14 protein-coding genes and 1 tRNA gene are annotated in these 17,278 nt (G+C 49.9%); 8 read left to right on the top strand and 7 right to left on the bottom strand.

From position 1 onward, the window contains the following. Positions 1 to 103 precede the first annotated feature (103 nt). Positions 104 to 2,323 carry a cation:proton antiporter gene (locus ACNQKP_RS08715; RefSeq protein WP_417864204.1) on the top strand — a complete coding sequence of 740 codons (2,220 nt, stop codon included), beginning with the start codon at positions 104 to 106 and terminating at the stop codon, positions 2,321 to 2,323. On the opposite strand, the gene ACNQKP_RS08710 is transcribed toward ACNQKP_RS08715, so the two are convergent. The 4 genes from ACNQKP_RS08710 to ACNQKP_RS08695 form a co-directional block, all read right to left on the bottom strand. Beyond that, positions 2,320 to 3,723 carry an aldehyde dehydrogenase family protein gene (locus tag ACNQKP_RS08710; RefSeq protein ID WP_417864203.1) on the bottom strand — a complete coding sequence of 468 codons (1,404 nt, stop codon included), beginning with the start codon at positions 3,721 to 3,723 and terminating at the stop codon, positions 2,320 to 2,322. The genes ACNQKP_RS08715 and ACNQKP_RS08710 overlap by 4 nt on opposite strands. A 56-nt stretch (positions 3,724 to 3,779) precedes the next feature. Then, positions 3,780 to 4,802 (bottom strand): gamma-glutamyl-gamma-aminobutyrate hydrolase family protein, encoded by a 1,023-nt coding sequence (locus ACNQKP_RS08705; protein WP_417864202.1) that lies wholly within the window; start codon positions 4,800 to 4,802, stop codon positions 3,780 to 3,782. 106 nt (positions 4,803 to 4,908) lie between these two features. Continuing rightward, positions 4,909 to 6,081, bottom strand: a complete 1,173-nt coding sequence (locus ACNQKP_RS08700) for a hypothetical protein (RefSeq protein WP_417864200.1) — start codon at positions 6,079 to 6,081, stop codon at positions 4,909 to 4,911. Between the two features lie 29 nt (positions 6,082 to 6,110). Next, positions 6,111 to 7,247 (bottom strand): carboxylate-amine ligase, encoded by a 1,137-nt coding sequence (locus tag ACNQKP_RS08695; RefSeq protein ID WP_417864198.1) that lies wholly within the window; start codon positions 7,245 to 7,247, stop codon positions 6,111 to 6,113. A gap of 571 nt (positions 7,248 to 7,818) precedes the next feature. On the opposite strand from ACNQKP_RS08695, the gene ACNQKP_RS08690 reads away from it, so the two are divergent. Beyond that, positions 7,819 to 7,901 (top strand) — tRNA-Leu (locus ACNQKP_RS08690). Between the two features lie 199 nt (positions 7,902 to 8,100). Here ACNQKP_RS08690 and ACNQKP_RS08685 read toward each other — a convergent pair. Then, positions 8,101 to 8,538: a GNAT family N-acetyltransferase gene (locus tag ACNQKP_RS08685; protein ID WP_417864197.1), complete on the bottom strand. Its 438-nt coding sequence runs from the start codon at positions 8,536 to 8,538 to the stop codon at positions 8,101 to 8,103. Beyond that, positions 8,531 to 9,205, bottom strand: coding sequence for a histidine phosphatase family protein (locus ACNQKP_RS08680; RefSeq protein WP_417864196.1), 675 nt, complete (start codon positions 9,203 to 9,205; stop codon positions 8,531 to 8,533). Before ACNQKP_RS08680 ends, ACNQKP_RS08685 begins: the two co-directional genes overlap by 8 nt. A gap of 46 nt (positions 9,206 to 9,251) precedes the next feature. On the opposite strand from ACNQKP_RS08680, the gene ACNQKP_RS08675 reads away from it, so the two are divergent. From ACNQKP_RS08675 to ACNQKP_RS08660, 4 genes are all read left to right on the top strand, one after another. After that, positions 9,252 to 10,748, top strand: a complete 1,497-nt coding sequence (locus tag ACNQKP_RS08675; protein WP_417864194.1) for a MerR family transcriptional regulator — start codon at positions 9,252 to 9,254, stop codon at positions 10,746 to 10,748. A 13-nt stretch (positions 10,749 to 10,761) separates the two neighbouring features. Next, positions 10,762 to 11,118, top strand: a complete 357-nt coding sequence (locus ACNQKP_RS08670; RefSeq protein WP_417864192.1) for a DUF6163 family protein — start codon at positions 10,762 to 10,764, stop codon at positions 11,116 to 11,118. A 214-nt stretch (positions 11,119 to 11,332) separates the two neighbouring features. After that, positions 11,333 to 11,602 (top strand): hypothetical protein, encoded by a 270-nt coding sequence (locus ACNQKP_RS08665; RefSeq protein WP_157865691.1) that lies wholly within the window; start codon positions 11,333 to 11,335, stop codon positions 11,600 to 11,602. A gap of 111 nt (positions 11,603 to 11,713) precedes the next feature. Further along, positions 11,714 to 12,403: a carbonic anhydrase gene (locus ACNQKP_RS08660; RefSeq protein ID WP_038449533.1), complete on the top strand. Its 690-nt coding sequence runs from the start codon at positions 11,714 to 11,716 to the stop codon at positions 12,401 to 12,403. A gap of 30 nt (positions 12,404 to 12,433) precedes the next feature. Here the strand turns inward: ACNQKP_RS08660 and ACNQKP_RS08655 are convergent, their stop codons facing one another. Next, positions 12,434 to 13,153, bottom strand: coding sequence for a hypothetical protein (locus ACNQKP_RS08655; RefSeq protein WP_011164690.1), 720 nt, complete (start codon positions 13,151 to 13,153; stop codon positions 12,434 to 12,436). A 196-nt stretch (positions 13,154 to 13,349) separates the two neighbouring features. Between ACNQKP_RS08655 and ileS the strand changes: the two genes are divergently transcribed. Beyond that, complete coding sequence (gene ileS / locus ACNQKP_RS08650) at positions 13,350 to 16,520, top strand: isoleucine--tRNA ligase (RefSeq protein ID WP_417864190.1); 3,171 nt, start codon at positions 13,350 to 13,352, stop codon at positions 16,518 to 16,520. After that, on the top strand, positions 16,520 to 17,269 hold the full coding sequence (gene tsaA, locus ACNQKP_RS08645; protein WP_417864188.1) for a tRNA (N6-threonylcarbamoyladenosine(37)-N6)-methyltransferase TrmO: 750 nt from the start codon (positions 16,520 to 16,522) through the stop codon (positions 17,267 to 17,269). The genes ileS and tsaA overlap by 1 nt, the downstream gene beginning before the upstream one ends. The last annotated feature ends 9 nt before the right edge of the window (positions 17,270 to 17,278 follow it).

Genomic DNA, 17,278 nt, shown 5'->3' with positions numbered 1-17,278 from the left:
GCCGTTTTGCTTTTCTGGCGCACTGCTTCGGAAAAAGGTACCTGGTACCTTTTAGTAAAAACGCAGCTGGTGCCTTCGGTGGAAATGTGGGCATAATTTATCTATGCAGCATTTACCGGCGATGATTCACGACCTGGCCCTGATTCTTGGTACTGCGGGGCTTGTTACACTTCTATTTAAAAAACTCAATCAACCCATAGTTCTTGGATATTTGGTCGCAGGATTCCTGGTGGGACCGAAAACTTCGATTTTCCCGACGGTGATCGGGGTGGCCAGCATCAACCTGTGGGCCGAGATCGGGGTTATCTTCCTTTTGTTCGCCCTGGGGTTGGAGTTCAGCTTTAAAAAACTTTTGCGTGTCGGCGGATCCGCCAGTTTTACCGCACTGTTTGAAGTCTCTTTGATGATCCTGTTTGGTTTCACCACCGGACGACTGCTGGGGTGGAGCACCATGGACAGTTTGTTCCTGGGTGGGATTCTGTCCATTTCATCCACTTCCATCATCATCCGCACGGTGGAAGAGCTGGGCATGAAGAACATGAAGTTCGTGGGAATGGTCTTTGGGGTTCTGGTTATTGAGGACCTTGTGGCCGTTCTTTTGATGGTCTTGCTGACCACCGTGGCTTTGACCCGGGACTTTTCCGGAACCGAAATGCTGGGGGCGGTGCTGAAGCTGTCCTTCTTCCTGTCGATCTGGTTTGTGGCGGGGATCTTCCTTTTGCCAAGTTTCTTGAAACGTGCGCAAAAGCTTTTGTCCGAAGAAACGGTCCTGGTGGTGGCCGTGGGGCTTTGCCTGATGATGGTGGTCTTTGCCAGTAACGTCGGGTTTTCTTCCGCTTTGGGGGCGTTCATCACGGGCTCCATTTTGGCTGAAACCATTGAAGGGGAGCGAATTCACCATTTGATTGCTCCGATCAAGAATCTGTTTTCGGCCGTATTCTTTATCTCGGTCGGGATGCTGATTGATCCGCATGTGATCTCTATTTATTGGAAAGAAGTTCTGCTGCTTTCTGCTGTTGTTATCGTGGGAAAAACTTTAAGTGTGACTTTAGGTTCGGTGCTCTCGGGGCAGACCTTCAAGTCCTCCTTGCAGTCTGGGATGAGTCTGGCGCAGATCGGGGAGTTTTCCTTTATTATCGCGACCTTGGGTCTGAGTCTTAAGGTTATCAGTGAAAAGATTTATCCGATTGCGGTGGCAGTATCAGTCCTAACGGCATTCACAACCCCGTACATGGCCCGCTCCGCAGAGAAGACCTATAACTGGCTTGAGAAGTTCCTGCCAGCCCGCTTTATTCAAGCCATCGACAGTTACAGCGTAATCTCGTTTTCAATGTCCGGGAACCGCGAATGGCGTGAACAGGTTCGCGCCTATATCTTAAAGGTTCTCTTGAATGCCGTTGTTGTCGTGGCGGTGTTTTTGACCATGGCCCGTGTATTCTTGCCGTTCCTTTTGGAGCGCCAGATGGAGGAAGGCCCGGCCAAGTTCTTAACTTTAAGTGCCACCCTGGTGATGAGTGCTCCTTTCTTGTGGGCCTTGGCTTTTGGGCGGACCAAACAATTCGAAGCTCTTTTGGTCGAGCAGGGTAAGGGCAGTCATAACTATGTCTTCCTGGTTTCACGGATCATGCTGGCGGTCGGATTGTTGGGCGCGATGGTGGGCCAGTTTGTGCCGCTGTTGTGGGCCGTGGCGATCACCCTTTGGATGGTTGTGGTGGTTGGGTATGTGCTTTCTCAAAAATTGCAGGATATTTACGGCTGGTTTGAAAAGAGGTTCCTGACAAACCTGCATGACGATGTTCAAAAAGTCCATGCCCGAAAGAACAGTCGCTCTTTGGCCCCTTGGGACGCACACATCACCGAGTTTATGATTCCGCCGGAGGCTCCGTACGTTGGTGTGCCTTTGCATCAGCTTTCGATTCGTGAAAGATACGGTGTGACGATTGCCCTGATTGAACGCGGACGCCGTCGTATTACGGCGCCGGGCCGGGTGGAATGCCTGATGCCTCACGATCATGTCTTTGTGATCGGCACGGATGAGCAGTTGATTCTGTTTAAGGAATTTATCCAATCTGAGGTTCCTGAAGTTGCTTCGACTGAAGCCGAGGCCGAGTACAGCCTTGAGCAGTATCTGCTGACGGAAGGTTCGCCATTCCTGAACAAAAGCATCCGTGACTGCGGTCTGCGTGAGATCACTCACGGACTGGTGGTGGGTATTGAGCGTGAAGGCGGGCGTATTTTAAACCCGGACTCCAGCGAAACGCTGAAGCGCGGGGATTTACTTTGGATTGTGGGAGATCGCGAAAAGATCCTGCAACTGACTTAAAGGCGGAAGCGGATCAGATTCTTCAGTGCCGTCATCTTAATCGGCGTATACGGGGGATACATGATTCGCAAAAGCTTGCCGAAGAAGGACTGCTTTAAGACCGCTTTTTCATGTGAAAATGCGCGGAAGCCATGTTCCCCATGATAACTGCCCAGTCCGCTGTGGTTCACGCCACCAAAAGGCAGATACGGATTTACAAAGTGAATCACTGAATCGTTAAAGACCAGCCCACCAGAGCTGGTTTCGTATTGAATTCGTTCCATGTTCATTTGGCTGTTGGTGTAGCAGTACAAGGCCAGGGGCTTTTCCCGTTCGTTGATAAAGTGAATCACCTCTGAAATTTCTTTGAAAGTCATAACTGGCAGTATGGGGCCAAAGATTTCTTCCTGCATGATCAGGGAATGAGGATCCACATTTTCCAGCAAGGTCGGTTCGCAGAAGTGCTCATCCGGTGTGGACAAGCCACCGAAGACGATCTTGGCATTTTTGCTGACGGCATCGTCTATCAGGTCCTTCAGGCGGCGAGCATGGTTGAAAGTAACCATGCGTGCAAAGTCCGGCGAATTTTTGCGTAGCTCAGGGGATTTGCCATAGAAGTCTTCAATGGCCGCAATCAGACGTTTTTTAAATGCATGATGAATGCTTTCGTGCACGAACAGATAATCCGGAGCCACGCAAGTCTGACCGGCATTGATGAATTTGGCCCAGGCGATTTTTTGCGCGGCCTCATTAATATTGGCCGTCGCATCCACGATGGTCGGTGACTTTCCACCCAGCTCCAGCGTCACGCTGGTAAGATTCTTGGCGGCAGCTTCCATAACAATCTTTCCCACGCGGGTGCTGCCAGTGAAGAAGATATGATCAAAAGGGAGCTTCAGTAGTTCCTGCGTAGTCTCAACTCCACCTTCAGCTACAAAAACGTGGTCTGAAACAAACGTTCCTGTCAGAATTTTTTTGATCACGCTGCTGGTGTGTCGGGTCAGTTCCGAAGGTTTCACGATTGCGCAATTACCAGCCGCAATCGCAGACACAAGAGGAAGCATGCACAGTTGGAATGGATAGTTCCAGGGGCCGATCAGCAGACACACGCCACGAGCCACGGGTTGGATATAGCTTTTGCTTCCAAACAAAGTCAGTGGGGTGTGAACCTTTTTGGCTTTGCTCCATTGAGAAAGATGCTTCTTTGTGAATTTGATTTCTTTCAGGACTGGATAGATCTCTGAAAGCAGAGTTTCGGCTTCAGGCTTCTGGAAGTCTTTTTTCAGGGCCTCAATGATTTCAGTGCGATGGGCCTCGATCGCTTTTTCAAGCTCGTTCAAGGCATCGATACGGAAATCCAGGCCTTCGGCGCGGATTTTTTGACTGTACTGCTTTTGATGAAGAAAAAACTTTTCCAGCATGCCCTTATGTTAGAACACTGTCTTCAAAGGGCAATCGTTTAGTGAGTCAGTCTGTGTTACAGGGCAAAGATTTTGGAGCAGCGGGACGGCATGACCACGTTTTTCTGCTGAACGATACGCCATAGGATTTTGGATCCCAATTCGTTGCCCATCAGTTCGGGATGGAACTGCAGCAGCAAGCCACGGCCATTTTTAAACTCGGTGGCTTCGGTAACGCCATCGTGTCCTTGCGCTGCCAGTTGCAGTGGTCCATTTTCTTTATAGATCACGGCCTGGTGGTGCAGTGAGTTCACCATCAGCTTGCCTTCGCCATTGGCGAGGAAAGATCCCAGCAGGTTGTGTTTGGTTTTATGAACTTGGATTTCGTGCCAGTCGTTTCCATGGCTGACTTTGTCGCCAACATGGAATGGCACATCCTGCATCAGCTGATAACCCAAAGCCACCGCAGAAATCTGCGAACCCCGGCAGACCCCCAGCAGGAAACCTTTTTCCTGTGCAACATAAGACTTGATCAGTTGAATCTCGAACTGATCACGCGTCGGGATGGTGTTGCGGGAATGGGTGTTTTGTTTCTTGTAAAGATTTGGCTCGACGTCGTCACCACCCATGGCCACCATGAATGGGAACTTTTCAGAGATTTGCTTGAACAGGTCACGGGTTTCTTCAAGGCTCAGTCCCAGGTTGGCGTTCATGGGAAGGATGAACGAGCTTTGGCGGCTTTGCGAAAAGATTTTTTTGAAGTTGATCACGCGCTGGGAATTCATGCCGTAATCCTTGGGAAGATTGGCAATTAAGAGTGCACGCGATTCGCGGGAATTTTCATTCAATGGTTTAAAGCCTGACAAAGCCAAGTCCGGAGTTCTGCCTTCGAAAAGCTCCATCAGTTCAGGTTGTCTTTGCAGTTCGCGCATATAGCGGGTGGCGGCCTGTTGTGGTGTTTCGCCCGACTTCACCGGAAGGATGATGGGCGCCAGGGTGTTTCCCGGACTCCACTCATAAAGACGAACCAGATCACCCGTAGCCCAGGCGAATCTGGCAAAACTTAGAACCAATAATAGAATCCACATGCTGTATCCCATAGCTGAGTTCTATTCAAAAGCGATGCCTGCTTTGTGGGGCTGAGCTTTGTTATGGTTGATTCTGTGTTGGACCGAGCGTTTCAGAGTGAGACAGCGCCCAATTTCGTTATTCAATCACGCGATAGTTGTCGGGATTTGAGCATGTGCGACCAAAGCGCTTTTCAAGGTGCACTGCCGTTTGGGCAAGACTTGAAACATATCCGGGCCCGCCGTGACTTTGCCACACTTGCAGCCATTCGGGGAAACTGTACATTGACGCCGACACGTTTCTTAAGACGCGGGAAACTGCCACATCGACTTGTTCATCGCTCAGCTGGCGGTTTTGTTCACGCAGTTGTTGTTTCAGACTGTTTTTGTGTTTTTGGAATTCTCCCAGGCCTTTTTTGAAGTCAAAGTCTTTGGCCTGCACGTAAGACAGCGCCTGGGCGCGGTCTTCTGTCGTCAGGCTTCCCAGCAGCTGAATGTTGAATTCCTGGCTTTTACGACGAATGAAATCAATACGGCTGAACAGATAGTCCTGCAGATTCTTTACCGCCACGGCGCCTCCGGTGTTATATCCCAGAGTGATCAGAATGCGTTTGAGCTGGACATAGTCCTGGCGAGGATAGCCCGCTTCACGCAGCAAAGCGGGGATGTTGCGTTTGGCGAATTCGTTGTCGACGTATCTTTCGTTCATTTTGTGGAAGATCCCCGCATAAAGCAGGTTCTTCACCGGATTTGAATTCTTCGACATCAAAGAGCATTTGCTTTCTTTCAGCAGCGGACGCCAGAAGCTGGCGCCACGGTACTGGGTGCGGGATTTGATCCACTGGCAGGATTTTTTGCTGCTTTTAAAGATCTGTTCTTTATACGCGGGCAACACCTGATCCACATCGGCGATGGCTTTTCCGGTCAGTTGACCGATGCCGGCATCCCCATTGGGATTCTGAATTTGCACGTGAAAACCGCTTTCCATCATCAGCTTCGGGAACAGCCACTGTGGATCAATCTCCAGACAGTCCGTGATGTTTTCAAAGGCCTGGCTGAGGGCTTTGATTTCGGAAGTGGTATAGCGAGGGCGTGGCTGGCCAGCCTCGGGCTGGCTTTTTTCAGTGGAGCATCTCACAAAGAGACGCGACTTTTCCCCCACGGCAATACGCGGGAACGAGGTTGTCAGGGCGTGGGTCATGCAGGTGTCGAAGTTCTCTGCAGCAGCGAAGAACGGCAACAGGCTGACCACGGATGTGACAACCACGGCTTTAAGCAGCTTTATAGAGGTTTTGGAAAAGCACCCTTGCATGCTGTCTTAACAAAGCAAGGGGCCTGCCATCAGACGACTTCGAGATCCTTTTCAAAGACGTCGCAAAGTGAGTCGACAACGTCCTCGAGTGCTCCGGTTTTTTCAAACAAGGCGCGCTGGATTTCATAGGAAGGATGGGCCAGATCCTCTTCCACCAGTTGTTTTAGATATTCTGTGTAGCCCAATTCGGCGGCATCCTCTTTCATCGCGGACAGCAGATCATTGATGTCTTCGCGAAGATTTTTCGTCATGCCGTCGTTATCAATCAGCACTTCGCAGTCCAGGCCATGGCGGGAAGCGCGCCATTTGTTTTCGCGCACCATCCAGTCATCCGGCGTCTGGCGGCGAATGCCCTGATCCAGGCGTTTTTGCAGATGTTTCGCCAGCAGATGAATGAAAGCCACCAGGCGCGTGGTTTTGCGAATGCCCGGAACGCCGTCACAGATGCGGATTTCCAGCGTTCCATAGTTCGGGCTTGGACGGATGTCCCACCAGATATCTTTGAAACTTCCGATGGATTTACTGCGAGTCAGTTTTTGTACGATGTCTTCAAATTGCGCCCAGTTTTCCACGCGGCACGGGGTGCCTCCGGCGGGATGGGCTTCAAACACGGTGATACGCGAAGAGGCCAGGCCGGTGTCATGCCCGGTCCAGAACGGGGAGCTTGCCGACATTGCCAGCATGTGCGGCAGATAGTACAGGAATTCATTCATCATGGCGATGCAGTGATCACCATCTTTCATTCCCAGATGCACATGCAGACCGTAAATCATCAGGCGGCGCGCGATGTGTTGGTTGCGCTCCAGCAGATACTCATAGCGATCCGATGGATAAAATATACGATGATGCCATTGAGCGAACGGATGGGTTCCGTTGGTCGCAAGTCTTGCACCGTGCTTTTTACAGATACGCGAAAGCTCGCGGCCAGTTAGCAGCAGTTCATATTCCACTTCCTGCACGTTTTTGCAGATCGGGGTGTCGATTTCCAGCATGCTCTGAAAAATTTCAGGTTTCAGATGCGGGCTTTGCAGGGACCATTCTTCCAGGATGTCCGGAGAGATGGGAAAAAGGTTTCTGGTTAGCGGGTGAATGATTTGAAGCTCAACTTCTACACCCAGCGAGAATAAGTCCGATTTTCCAAAAGGAATGGGTTGAGGCTTAGTCATAAAATCACCATAGGGAGTTATGACCATTGGGGCAAATTTTAATGAAGAAAATGTAGGAATAATATGACTTGGTGCGCTCAAGCAGGCCTGAAAATAAAATGGGGGGCCTCATCGGCCCCCCGGACTCGTGTGAAGGGAACCACCAAACCTTCACTGAGTCGCCCAAAATAAATTTTTAGTTTCAGTATCGTCTTTTCCTTGCTTCAACCCGGGCGGGGCTTCGTGCCACCGTTATCCAGAGAGCGTACATCACGACTCCCGAGTAGAAGAGGCAGAACATCGCTACATCTTGTAAGTCTGTCATGTACTCTCCTTCCTTTACTTTTTGCGGCCTTCCTTGGCCTCGGATTCCTGAGGTGCCATCCTAGCGTCCCCTTGTTTCCGTTTGTAAGAGCGTCCGTGCTCTTATTGATATGACAGGGAGGGGTGGGGTTGGGGTTAATCTTTTTTGCTAAATTTGTGGGCAAAAAAAGGTCTAGTTACTGGCCGGGGCTCAAAGGGCATCCTATTGACTCTGAGGGGTCAAAATGGTTAATTAGTTGTTCCCTCTATCAGAATTTCTTATAGGTGCGCGCGGATGGTGGAATTGGTAGACACGTACGTTTGAGGGGCGTATGCGCAAGCGTGAGGGTTCAAGTCCCTCTCCGCGCACCACTCTTTGGGGCTCTTGCCCTCCTTGGCTTCGGACAGTCCTCGCTCTTTTCTTTATTTTACTAGTTTAGGTCGCTTTTGGGTTCGTCGGCGTCTTTGGGTGCTTCAGTTTACTGCAAAGGCCTGCGGAACTTGCCAATGAGGGCAAGAGCCCCAAAGAGCGCTGCGCGCAGAGGGCCGTTCACTGCGTGGGTGATATTTTTTAGTCTCGGCGCATGAACATGAATTTGTCGGTGGTGTTTTTGCGATAGGTTTGGATGCGTTCTTGTAAGAACGCAGGGGCGTCCTCTTCTTTGATTATCTTGAAGCCGATGAGACCGTAGAATTTTTCCAGATGATCGTAGGGGATGCAATAAGTCGGACTGTGATTGTTTTCGTCGAGGTACGTGGCGAAGCTTTCCAGAATTTTTGCACCGATTTTATGCGATCGCAGAGGTGCGTGCACGATCATGCTGCGTAATAGTGGGGTGTTTTCTTCGATGCAAAAACGACAGACGCCTACGATGGTGTTTTCCATGAAGGCGGTAAAGAATAAGTCAGTATCGCGTGCGCGGTGGCTTTTACCTTCTTGTTCATAGAAGGCATCAACGATCGGGCCGGCTTCAGAGCCGGGTATGAGTTTGACGCGAATATTAGACATATGTGCGCATTTTCAACGGAAGGTGTCCCGTATCCGAAAAACCTAAAAGGATCATATTTCCGCTTTTTGAAATACGAATCGTTGTCAGAGATGTGTGGCTGACATCCATCATAAGCCATTTCTCTTCCGAGATATCGAGTGCTTTGCAGACCCAGTAACGTATAACGTTTCCGTGAGCCACGACGACTTCGACACTTTGGCCTTTTTGTGGAGTTTTAAATAGTTCACTGAAGGCAGAGTCTGCTTGTTTTCTTGCAAGCTTGGTTTTTGCAAAGTGTTCTTTTACCTGCTCTGGTGTTTTGCCTTTTGTGACGAAATTGTTAAAGCCGATTGTCCCTGGCAGCAGTCCTTCTCGAAAAACATCACTTGATCTTGCTTTAAGGCCAATTTCCTGACCAATGATCGCGGCGGTTTCGATCGCTCGTGGCATTGTGCTGCAATGAAGTTTAGAGGGCATCAGTTCGCGAAGGGCTTTTGCTGTCTTTTTGGCTTGTTTGCGGCCAAGGGCAGTCAGAACCTCGGGATCAGAAGAGTACTGCCCGTGACGAACAAATATGATGGTGCGAAATATCTTTGGTTCAAACTCCATTTGAAGATTAGAAGGCGAAAACAATCCATGATCAAGGGCGCGGCGCGTCTGGGGTGTGGCTGGCTGCTTCTTTTTCACTTTACTCTGCCCCAGGGGCGGACTTGAGCCTTAGTATCAGAGGTTCATGATGAAGAACTGGCTTACTATCAGTGAATTTGGCGAACGTACGGGGCTTTCGATCAAGGCCTTGCGTATCTATGAGGAGCGCGGGATTTTGAATCCGCACACTCGCAGTGAAAGCCGTTACCGCGTTTATACTGCCGAGCAGGTCTTGGTGGCAGAGCGCGTTGTGCACTATAAACATCTTGGTTTCTCGCTGGAGCAGATCAAGGCGTTATTGCGCGAAACAAACGGGCAATCTTTGCAGGAACTCTTAGAAGCGCGCCTTTGTGAAAGTCGCAAGAGTGTTTCGCTGATGCAGCAGCAGATAAAAAGCCTGGAATCCATTTTGACCTCTTTAAAACAAGACAAGGAATTGTCAGAAACCGAGAGGAGTCAGGTTATGGAAAACATCATTGAAATCAGCGAAAACAATCTTAAGCGCAAAGGCATCATGGATGAGCGTGCGTTTTTGCAGGTGCGGGAAGAAATCGCACTTTATTCCAGTGAGAAGAAACAGGTCATTGCGGGCATTCGCGAGATCATCGACTACGCAAAAAAAGAAAATATTCTTTTAGGGCCGGGGCGGGGGAACTCTGCGGGCAGCCTGGTTTTGTTTGGTGAGGGGTATTCCAAGCGCAATCCGATGGATTACGGCTTGCTGCCGGAACTTTTCAGTGCCTCCAAGTTTATCTGGCTGGATGTTGAGTACTCCCGTCACCAGGAAATCGGCCGGATGTGTGATGAACTTTCACAGAAAACCGGTGTTGAGGTCATTGCCTTCCGCAGTCCTCTTCTGGATATTTTCAAATCTTTGGAGCAAAAAATCGGAAAAGTGGAGTTTAATTCCTTTTCTGACTTTGATCCGATGATTTTGCATGCACCTCAAAACGGCACACGAGGTCTGTTCTGGCTTGATTGGAGTCCTGATTTTCATGCCCACCAAAATGCCACTCAGGAATGGAAAGAAAAATCGCGGTGGAAAAATGACGAGCTAGAGGCCTTCTTTAAGGCAAATGTTTTTAATGGTCCGATGGATTACATGGTGCAGGACTGTTTGATGTCGCTGGGAATGCGCGAAGAGTTTTTTGCGTATCCGCGACGAACCATTTCTGACTGTCCTGAATCACTGCCTGAACTTAAAGACACCAAGGGGTTGTTGATCTTCCGGGAAGACTGGTTGAAAATTCTTGCGCGAACCACGGGGATTTCCATTCTTGAGGCGAACAAGATTCAAAGAGCCGTCGCTCAGGATGCCAATGCGGCCGAGGTGTCTGTTCTTGAGAAGGTGACGGATACTGATATTCGCGAACGCTTGCGTTCAAGCTGCAGGTCTGTGTATTCCAAAGCTCACTCTGTGAACGGGTGGCTGCAGTACAAGCAGACGGCGATCCTGAAAGGTCTGTGGCCGAAAGAATATCTTGCCGCGATAGATGAATGGGAACAGAAGCACGGTCTTGTCTGGTTTGAGTTTGGTTATAAGCCCGGCCCGAACGAATTTTATTTAAAAGCCAATTCGTAGAGGTGTTTGAAAAGTGAAGATTTACCTGAAAATCATGGCCGCCTGCTATTTCATTGGCGGCCTTTTACATGTGCTGGACGTGTTTGATCTTCGCTTGAAGTTTAGCGAGATGTCATTCGTCTGGAAGACCTGGATTTTGTATCTTTTGGTGCTGGATCTGGTCGCGGCAGTGGGGCTATGGCAAAGAAAGAGCTGGGGGACGGCTCTTTTTCTGGTTGTGGCTATGTCACAACTGACAGCCTACTTGGGTTTCAAAAACATCTTCGGACGTCAGGATCCTCTGATTGTGTTTCACGTGATCACTCTGGTCGTCTTTGTTGTCCTTCGGGCAATGCAATACCGATCCACCCGACGCCCTGACGGCACCTAGAAGGTGACGTCAGGGTGTGGACATTTTTTCGGGGCTGTGATATTGTCAGCCTATGTTTGTAATTAGTTTTTCTGTCTCAGAGTAGTTTTGCGAAGAAAGGCTTGAGCTGGGCTCGCCTTTCTTCCGCTTCTTGTTCAAATCGGAAAAAATTATGGATGGAGTTCTGCTTCTTTAATTTGAAGCAGGGCGGTTGCTTTTGTTTTATGGGAATCGGATGAATATGAAAAAAGAAGAAGTGCTGACAACAGAATCCAGCAAGGTCGAAAACTGGGAGCGCTGGTGGCATGCATTGTCCATTTCTGACACCCTTTTATCCCGGGCGGAAGAGGACCCTTCAATGAAGGAAATCTGCAACTATCTGGAGAGCATCGAAGTCGTGTTCGAAGACGCCTGCGATCCGGCCGATGACTTTAAGGCTTATGCCATCCGGTCGCTCTGTCAGGCGGTGCGACGGACCCTAAAAAATAAGCAGGAGTCGACGTGATTTCGAGTACTTGGACGCATGCGACGCAACTGGTTAGGTGGGCCGGTTTTTCTTTGATGTAGAATGTATAAAATTCTTTTCGCCTGTCCAATCCGGTGGTACAGAAATCCCATGGCTTTACAGGAACGCACTCTTAAAAAAGAAATTCTGAAGATGGTTGTTGGTTTTCATCGCTTTCAGCAGCGATTCTTTAACAATCAGGATTCTCACCTGTACGAACACCTTTCCAGCATCGGTCAAAGTCCCAAGACATTGATGATTGCCTGCAGCGATTCCCGTGTTGATCCGGCTATTTTGTTCTCTTCTTCCCCGGGTGAAATGTTTGTGGTTCGCAACGTCGCCAATCTGGTGCCACCGTATGAATCCAATATGGGTTTCCACGGGGTCAGTGCCGCAATCGAATTTGCCGTGGCCAATTTGAAAGTCGAAAACATCGTGGTTCTGGGGCACCGTCAGTGCGGTGGTATCCGCTCTCTGTTCCAGCCTGAAAACGTCCTTAAGGGCGGCTTTGTGGCGCAGTGGATGACCATCGCGGAAACAGCGAAGCTGAAGGTTCTTGAGAAAGATCCACATGGGGATCTGGACACGCATTGCCGCGATTGTGAAAAAGAATCCATCGTGACTTCTTTGCAGAATCTACGTTCGTTCCCGTTCATTCAGGATGCGATCAAAAACCGCGGACTAGAGCTTTTCGGGGTTTACTTCGACCTGGAAAACGGTCACCTGTGGAACTACAACGACGCCACTCACGTGTTTGATGAAGTCACCCTGAACGGTCTTCGCGCCACGAATTTGCCTTAAAATTTCAAAAGAAAATCAGAAGGCTTCACGCTAGTAGTGAAGCTCGCCACCTGGGAACTTAATCACGCGCTCGTTCCCTGGGGCCACTAGGTGTGCCCACAGTGGAAGCTTTTGGCGCTCTGGCGCCGCCAGCGTGTAAATGTTCTTGGTTCTGACTTCACGCAGTTTCAGCGTGTATTTGAAGGCCAGAGTGAAGGGGATGTACTCTTTGCTGATGGCGATGACTTCAAACTTGTTGTAGGCCGCAATGGTTCTGCCATTGAGGATCACCGATGCTGAATTCACCACGTGATCTCGCACGGCTGCGCGCCCGGTTTGCAGGGTCGGGCTTCTGTAAAGCTGGTCGGGGATCTTATTGAAATTACCAATCACAGATTCAGGGTCCGCCTTGGCTCCCACAAAATAAGTGACTCCGGTGGGTTGCAGGTTTTTACCCAGCTCCACCAAAGACAGCGTGTAAACGGTGTCGACTTTCTTGTGGTCTTTCAGGCCATAGGAATCAAAAGAGTGAACGTAACTGACGCGATACAAGCGGCCTTTGCGGATGGGAGACTGGTCGTATTCAGTCAGGGCCATATCGACAGTTTTTTCCGGGGGTTGCAGAAGTTCAGGCTGGGTGACCACCTGGGACAGGTCGGCGGTGGCCTGTAAAAGCAGGCGGGGGCGCAAATCGCTATAGGTGGCCTGCTCGGATTTACCGAAAGCCACTGTGGAAATCAGAATAAGAGTCAGGAAAACCAGCTTAGTCATCGGGCTTTAACTAGCAGAATCCGTTCCATGGCCAGATTCAAATAATGCAGTCCCAGGGAAGAGGGCCCTGTTCACTCTCTAAACAAGCTCCGGGAAGTGTCATTTTCTGACGCATTGCCAAAACAACAATCTGGTCCCGGAAAGCGGGCTTCTAGGCGTGCAAGTTCCTTGAAAACCTGATAGTTATTAAGGACCTATGACAAATGCAAACACACGTTCGACACCGTATTCAGCCGTAAAACCAGATGTGAATCTTGCCAAGCAGGAAGAGACCATTTTGGACTTCTGGGATCAGGAGAAAATTTTTGCGCAATCATTGAATCCTGAAGGCAAAAAAACTTACAGCTTCTATGACGGTCCTCCGTTTGCAACCGGTCTTCCGCACTATGGTCACTTGCTGGCGGGTGTGTTGAAGGACGTTGTTCCTCGTTACTGGACGATGAAGGGCTACACTGTGCCTCGTCGTTTTGGCTGGGATTGTCACGGTCTTCCGGTCGAGTATGAAATCAACAAGACTCATAAAATTGAAAGCCGCAAAGACGTTTTCAAAATGGGTGTCGCCAATTACAACGAGGCCTGTCGTTCGATTGTAAAACGTTATTCCACTGAATGGAAAACCACGGTTCGCCGTGTGGGTCGCTGGGTGGATATGGAAAATCCTTACTTCACCATGGACGTGTCTTTCATGCAGTCCGTGTGGTGGGTGTTCCAGCAGTTGTTTGAAAAAGGTTTGATCTATGAGGGCTATAAAGTCGTTCCTTACTCTGTAGGGATCTCGACTTCGCTTTCAAACTTTGAAGCCAATCAGAACTACAAAATGGTTCAGGATCCGGCGATCACGGTGATGTTCAAGTTGGTGAATCAGCCCGACACGGCGATCATGGCGTGGACGACGACTCCTTGGACATTGCCTTCCAACCTGGCGTTGGCGGTTGGCAATGACATCGAATACGTCAAGGTTCAGGAAAAAGCCACGGGCCGCAAGCTGATCATGGCGCAGGCTTTGCTTTCTTCAGTCTTCAAAAAAGCGGATGAGGAAGTGGAAGTTCTTCAGATGATGAAGGGCACAGAGCTGGTGGGTCTGACTTACGAACCTTTGTTCCCTTACTTTGGTGACCGCGCTGACAAAGGGGCCTTCCGCATTATCTCTTCTGATCACGTGACCACTGAAAGTGGTACGGGTGTGGTGCACATGGCGCCTGCGTTCGGTGAAGAGGATTACTATGCGTGTGCGAAAGCCGGCATCCCGATGGTCAATCCGGTGGATGACGACGGTATGTTCACAATGGAAGTGCCTGACTACGCTGGAAAACGCGTGAAGGAAGCTGACAAGGATATCATCGCGGATCTTAAAAAACGCGGGAACCTGTTTAAGCAAGACACTATTCAGCATAGTTACCCGTTCTGTTATCGTTCCGACACGCCACTGATTTATCGTGCGGTGTCTTCATGGTTTGTGGCCGTTGAAAAAATCAAAGAAGAGCTGATTGCCAATAATAAACAAACTTCCTGGGTTCCGGATCATCTGCGTGATGGCCGCTTCGGCAACTGGCTGGAGGGAGCTCGTGACTGGGCGATTTCGCGCAACCGTTTCTGGGGGACACCACTGCCAATCTGGCGAAATGCTGAAGGCGAAGTGATGTGTATCGGTTCCCGCGCCGAATTAGAGAAACTATCCGGCCAGAAGGTCGACGATTTGCACATCGAATTCGTGGATAAAATCACTATCCCGTCTCCAACGGGCAAGTCGCCGTTGAAGCGTGTGGACGGCGTATTGGATTGCTGGTTTGAATCCGGCTCCATGCCTTATGCGCAGTGGGGTTATCCTGAAACGTCTGTGGAAGACTTCAAGAAAGCCTTCCCGGCAGACTTCATCGCGGAAGGTCTGGATCAGACGCGCGGTTGGTTCTACACGCTTTCCATCATCGGAACGGCGTTGTTCAATCAGGCTCCGTTTAAAAACGTGGTGGTGAACGGTTTGGTTCTGGCTGAAGACGGTCGCAAGATGTCCAAGTCCTTGAAAAACTATCCGGACCCAATGGAAGTGTTGAATCAGCACGGTGCGGATGCTTTGCGTTTGTACCTGATTGATTCTCCGGTGGTGAAAGCTCAGGAACTGAAGTTCTCTGAAAAAGGCGTTTACGATATCGTTCGTAAGATTTTGCTAAGATGGTGGAACTCTTATTCCTTCTTTGCGAACTATGCCAATATTGATGGCTTTGTTCCAAAGGGCGATGCGAAGAAATCGCCTAACATTCTGGACCAGTGGGTTTTGTCCCGTCTGAACGGTCTGATTGCAAACACGCACAAGGAAATGGACGCTTATCGTCTGTACAACGTTGTGCCTCACTTGCTTCAGTTCATTGAGGACCTGACCAACACGTACATCCGCTTCAACCGCAGCTTGTTCTGGCAAGACGGCATGCCGGAAACCAAACGCTATGCTTACGAGACTTTGCACGAGGTTCTGGTGACCTTGTCACGTTTGATGGCTCCGTTTGCTCCGTTCATGTCAGAGGTGACTTACAAGAATCTGGCGCAGGTTCTGAAAGACAAGAAAGATTCTGTTCATTTGGAATCCTTCCCGACGGCAGATCTTTCCATGCTTCGTCCTGAACTGGAAGAGGCCGTAAAAGCCATGGACACATTGGTGACCCTGGGTCGTAATCACCGTGAAAAAATCGGCGTGAAAGCAAAAATCCCGCTGAATGAAATCAAGATCATCCACAGAAGTGCAGGACTTCTGGAAACGTTGAAAAAGTTCGAACCGTTCTTCGTGGACGAACTGAACTTCCGCAAAGTTGTCTACAACCCGAATGAAGATCAATTCGTTCAGGTGACGGCCAAGGCGAACTTCCCGGTGTTGGGTAAACGTCTGGGGCCTAAGATGAAAGCTGTGGGCGCGGGCATCATGTCCATGTCCCTGGAAAACATCCTGAAGCTTGAAGGCGGCGGTGTTGTTGTCATCGAAGGTGAAGAGATCAGTCTGTCTGATGTGGAAATCCGTCGTGCACCTAAAGGTGACAACGCGAATTTGTCCGTGCATCAGATCGTATCCATCGAGGTGGATCCGACCGTGACTCCAGAGCAGGAACGTGAAGGTCTTGCTCGAGAGATCATGCGTAAGATCCAGGTCGCCCGTAAAACGGCGGACTTCCAGATGGATGACAAGATCACTTTGGAAATCGCGTGTGACGGTGCTTTGCTGGATGCATTGAATGCCCACAAGGACATGATTACGGGCGAGACGCTGACGAAAAACCTGAACATCCTGGCGTTGACGGCAGAGCCTAACGGCAAACACACCGAAACATCAGACATTGACGGTCAGGTGATCAAAATCGGCGTGACCAACCTGCCAAGATAATGAAACAGCTGGGAGAGGCTTTTGAATTTTCGGCAATAGGTGTGGTGCGAACTCCGTTCAAAGACAGATTCGGAGTTCCGCGCCAGCCCGGGCTTGCGGCGCAGGCCAAAGGGGTGATTAAAATCAACCCCGATCCGGATTTGAAAACCGCTCTGCGTTCGCTGGAAGAATTCACTCATATCTGGATTGTCTTTGTCTTTCACGATCATGGTGGCAAGGGCTGGAAGCCCAGCATTCGTCCGCCGCGATTGGGGGGTAACCGCAAAGTCGGTGTTCTGGCTTCGCGTTCTCCGCACCGCCCGAATCCGATCGGGCTTTCGGCGGTTCTGGTTGAAAAAATTGATTTTGATGCCGAAGATGGCCCCGAGATTCATGTCGGTGGTGTGGATCTTGTGGATGGCACTCCTGTACTGGATATCAAACCCTACATCGCTTATGCAGATTCAATTCCTCATGCCAGCGCGGGGTGGGCGTCTGCACCTATTCCTCGTTATCCGGTTATTTTTTCGGATGAAGCTGAAAATGAAATTCTAAAACGTGATCCTCAAGGGGCGCAGAATTTGCGTGCTTTGATTGTGGATGTGATGGAGCTTGATCCTCGTCCCGCGTTCCAAAAACGTCAAAACCCGGTGACCGACTCGGCATCGTGGGGACAGCGGTATGGCATTGATGTTCTGGGAAATGATGTGAAGTATGAACTTCGCGAGTCGGGGCTTTATGTCTATGACATTCAGGATCTGAAAAAGTAAAAGCCCCAG

The sequence above is a fragment of the Bdellovibrio bacteriovorus genome (assembly GCF_048286975.1).
GTDB lineage: Bacteria > Bdellovibrionota > Bdellovibrionia > Bdellovibrionales > Bdellovibrionaceae > Bdellovibrio > Bdellovibrio bacteriovorus_H.
Note: the sequence above shows the minus strand (reverse complement) of the source record. Positions and strands in the feature narration are given on the sequence as shown.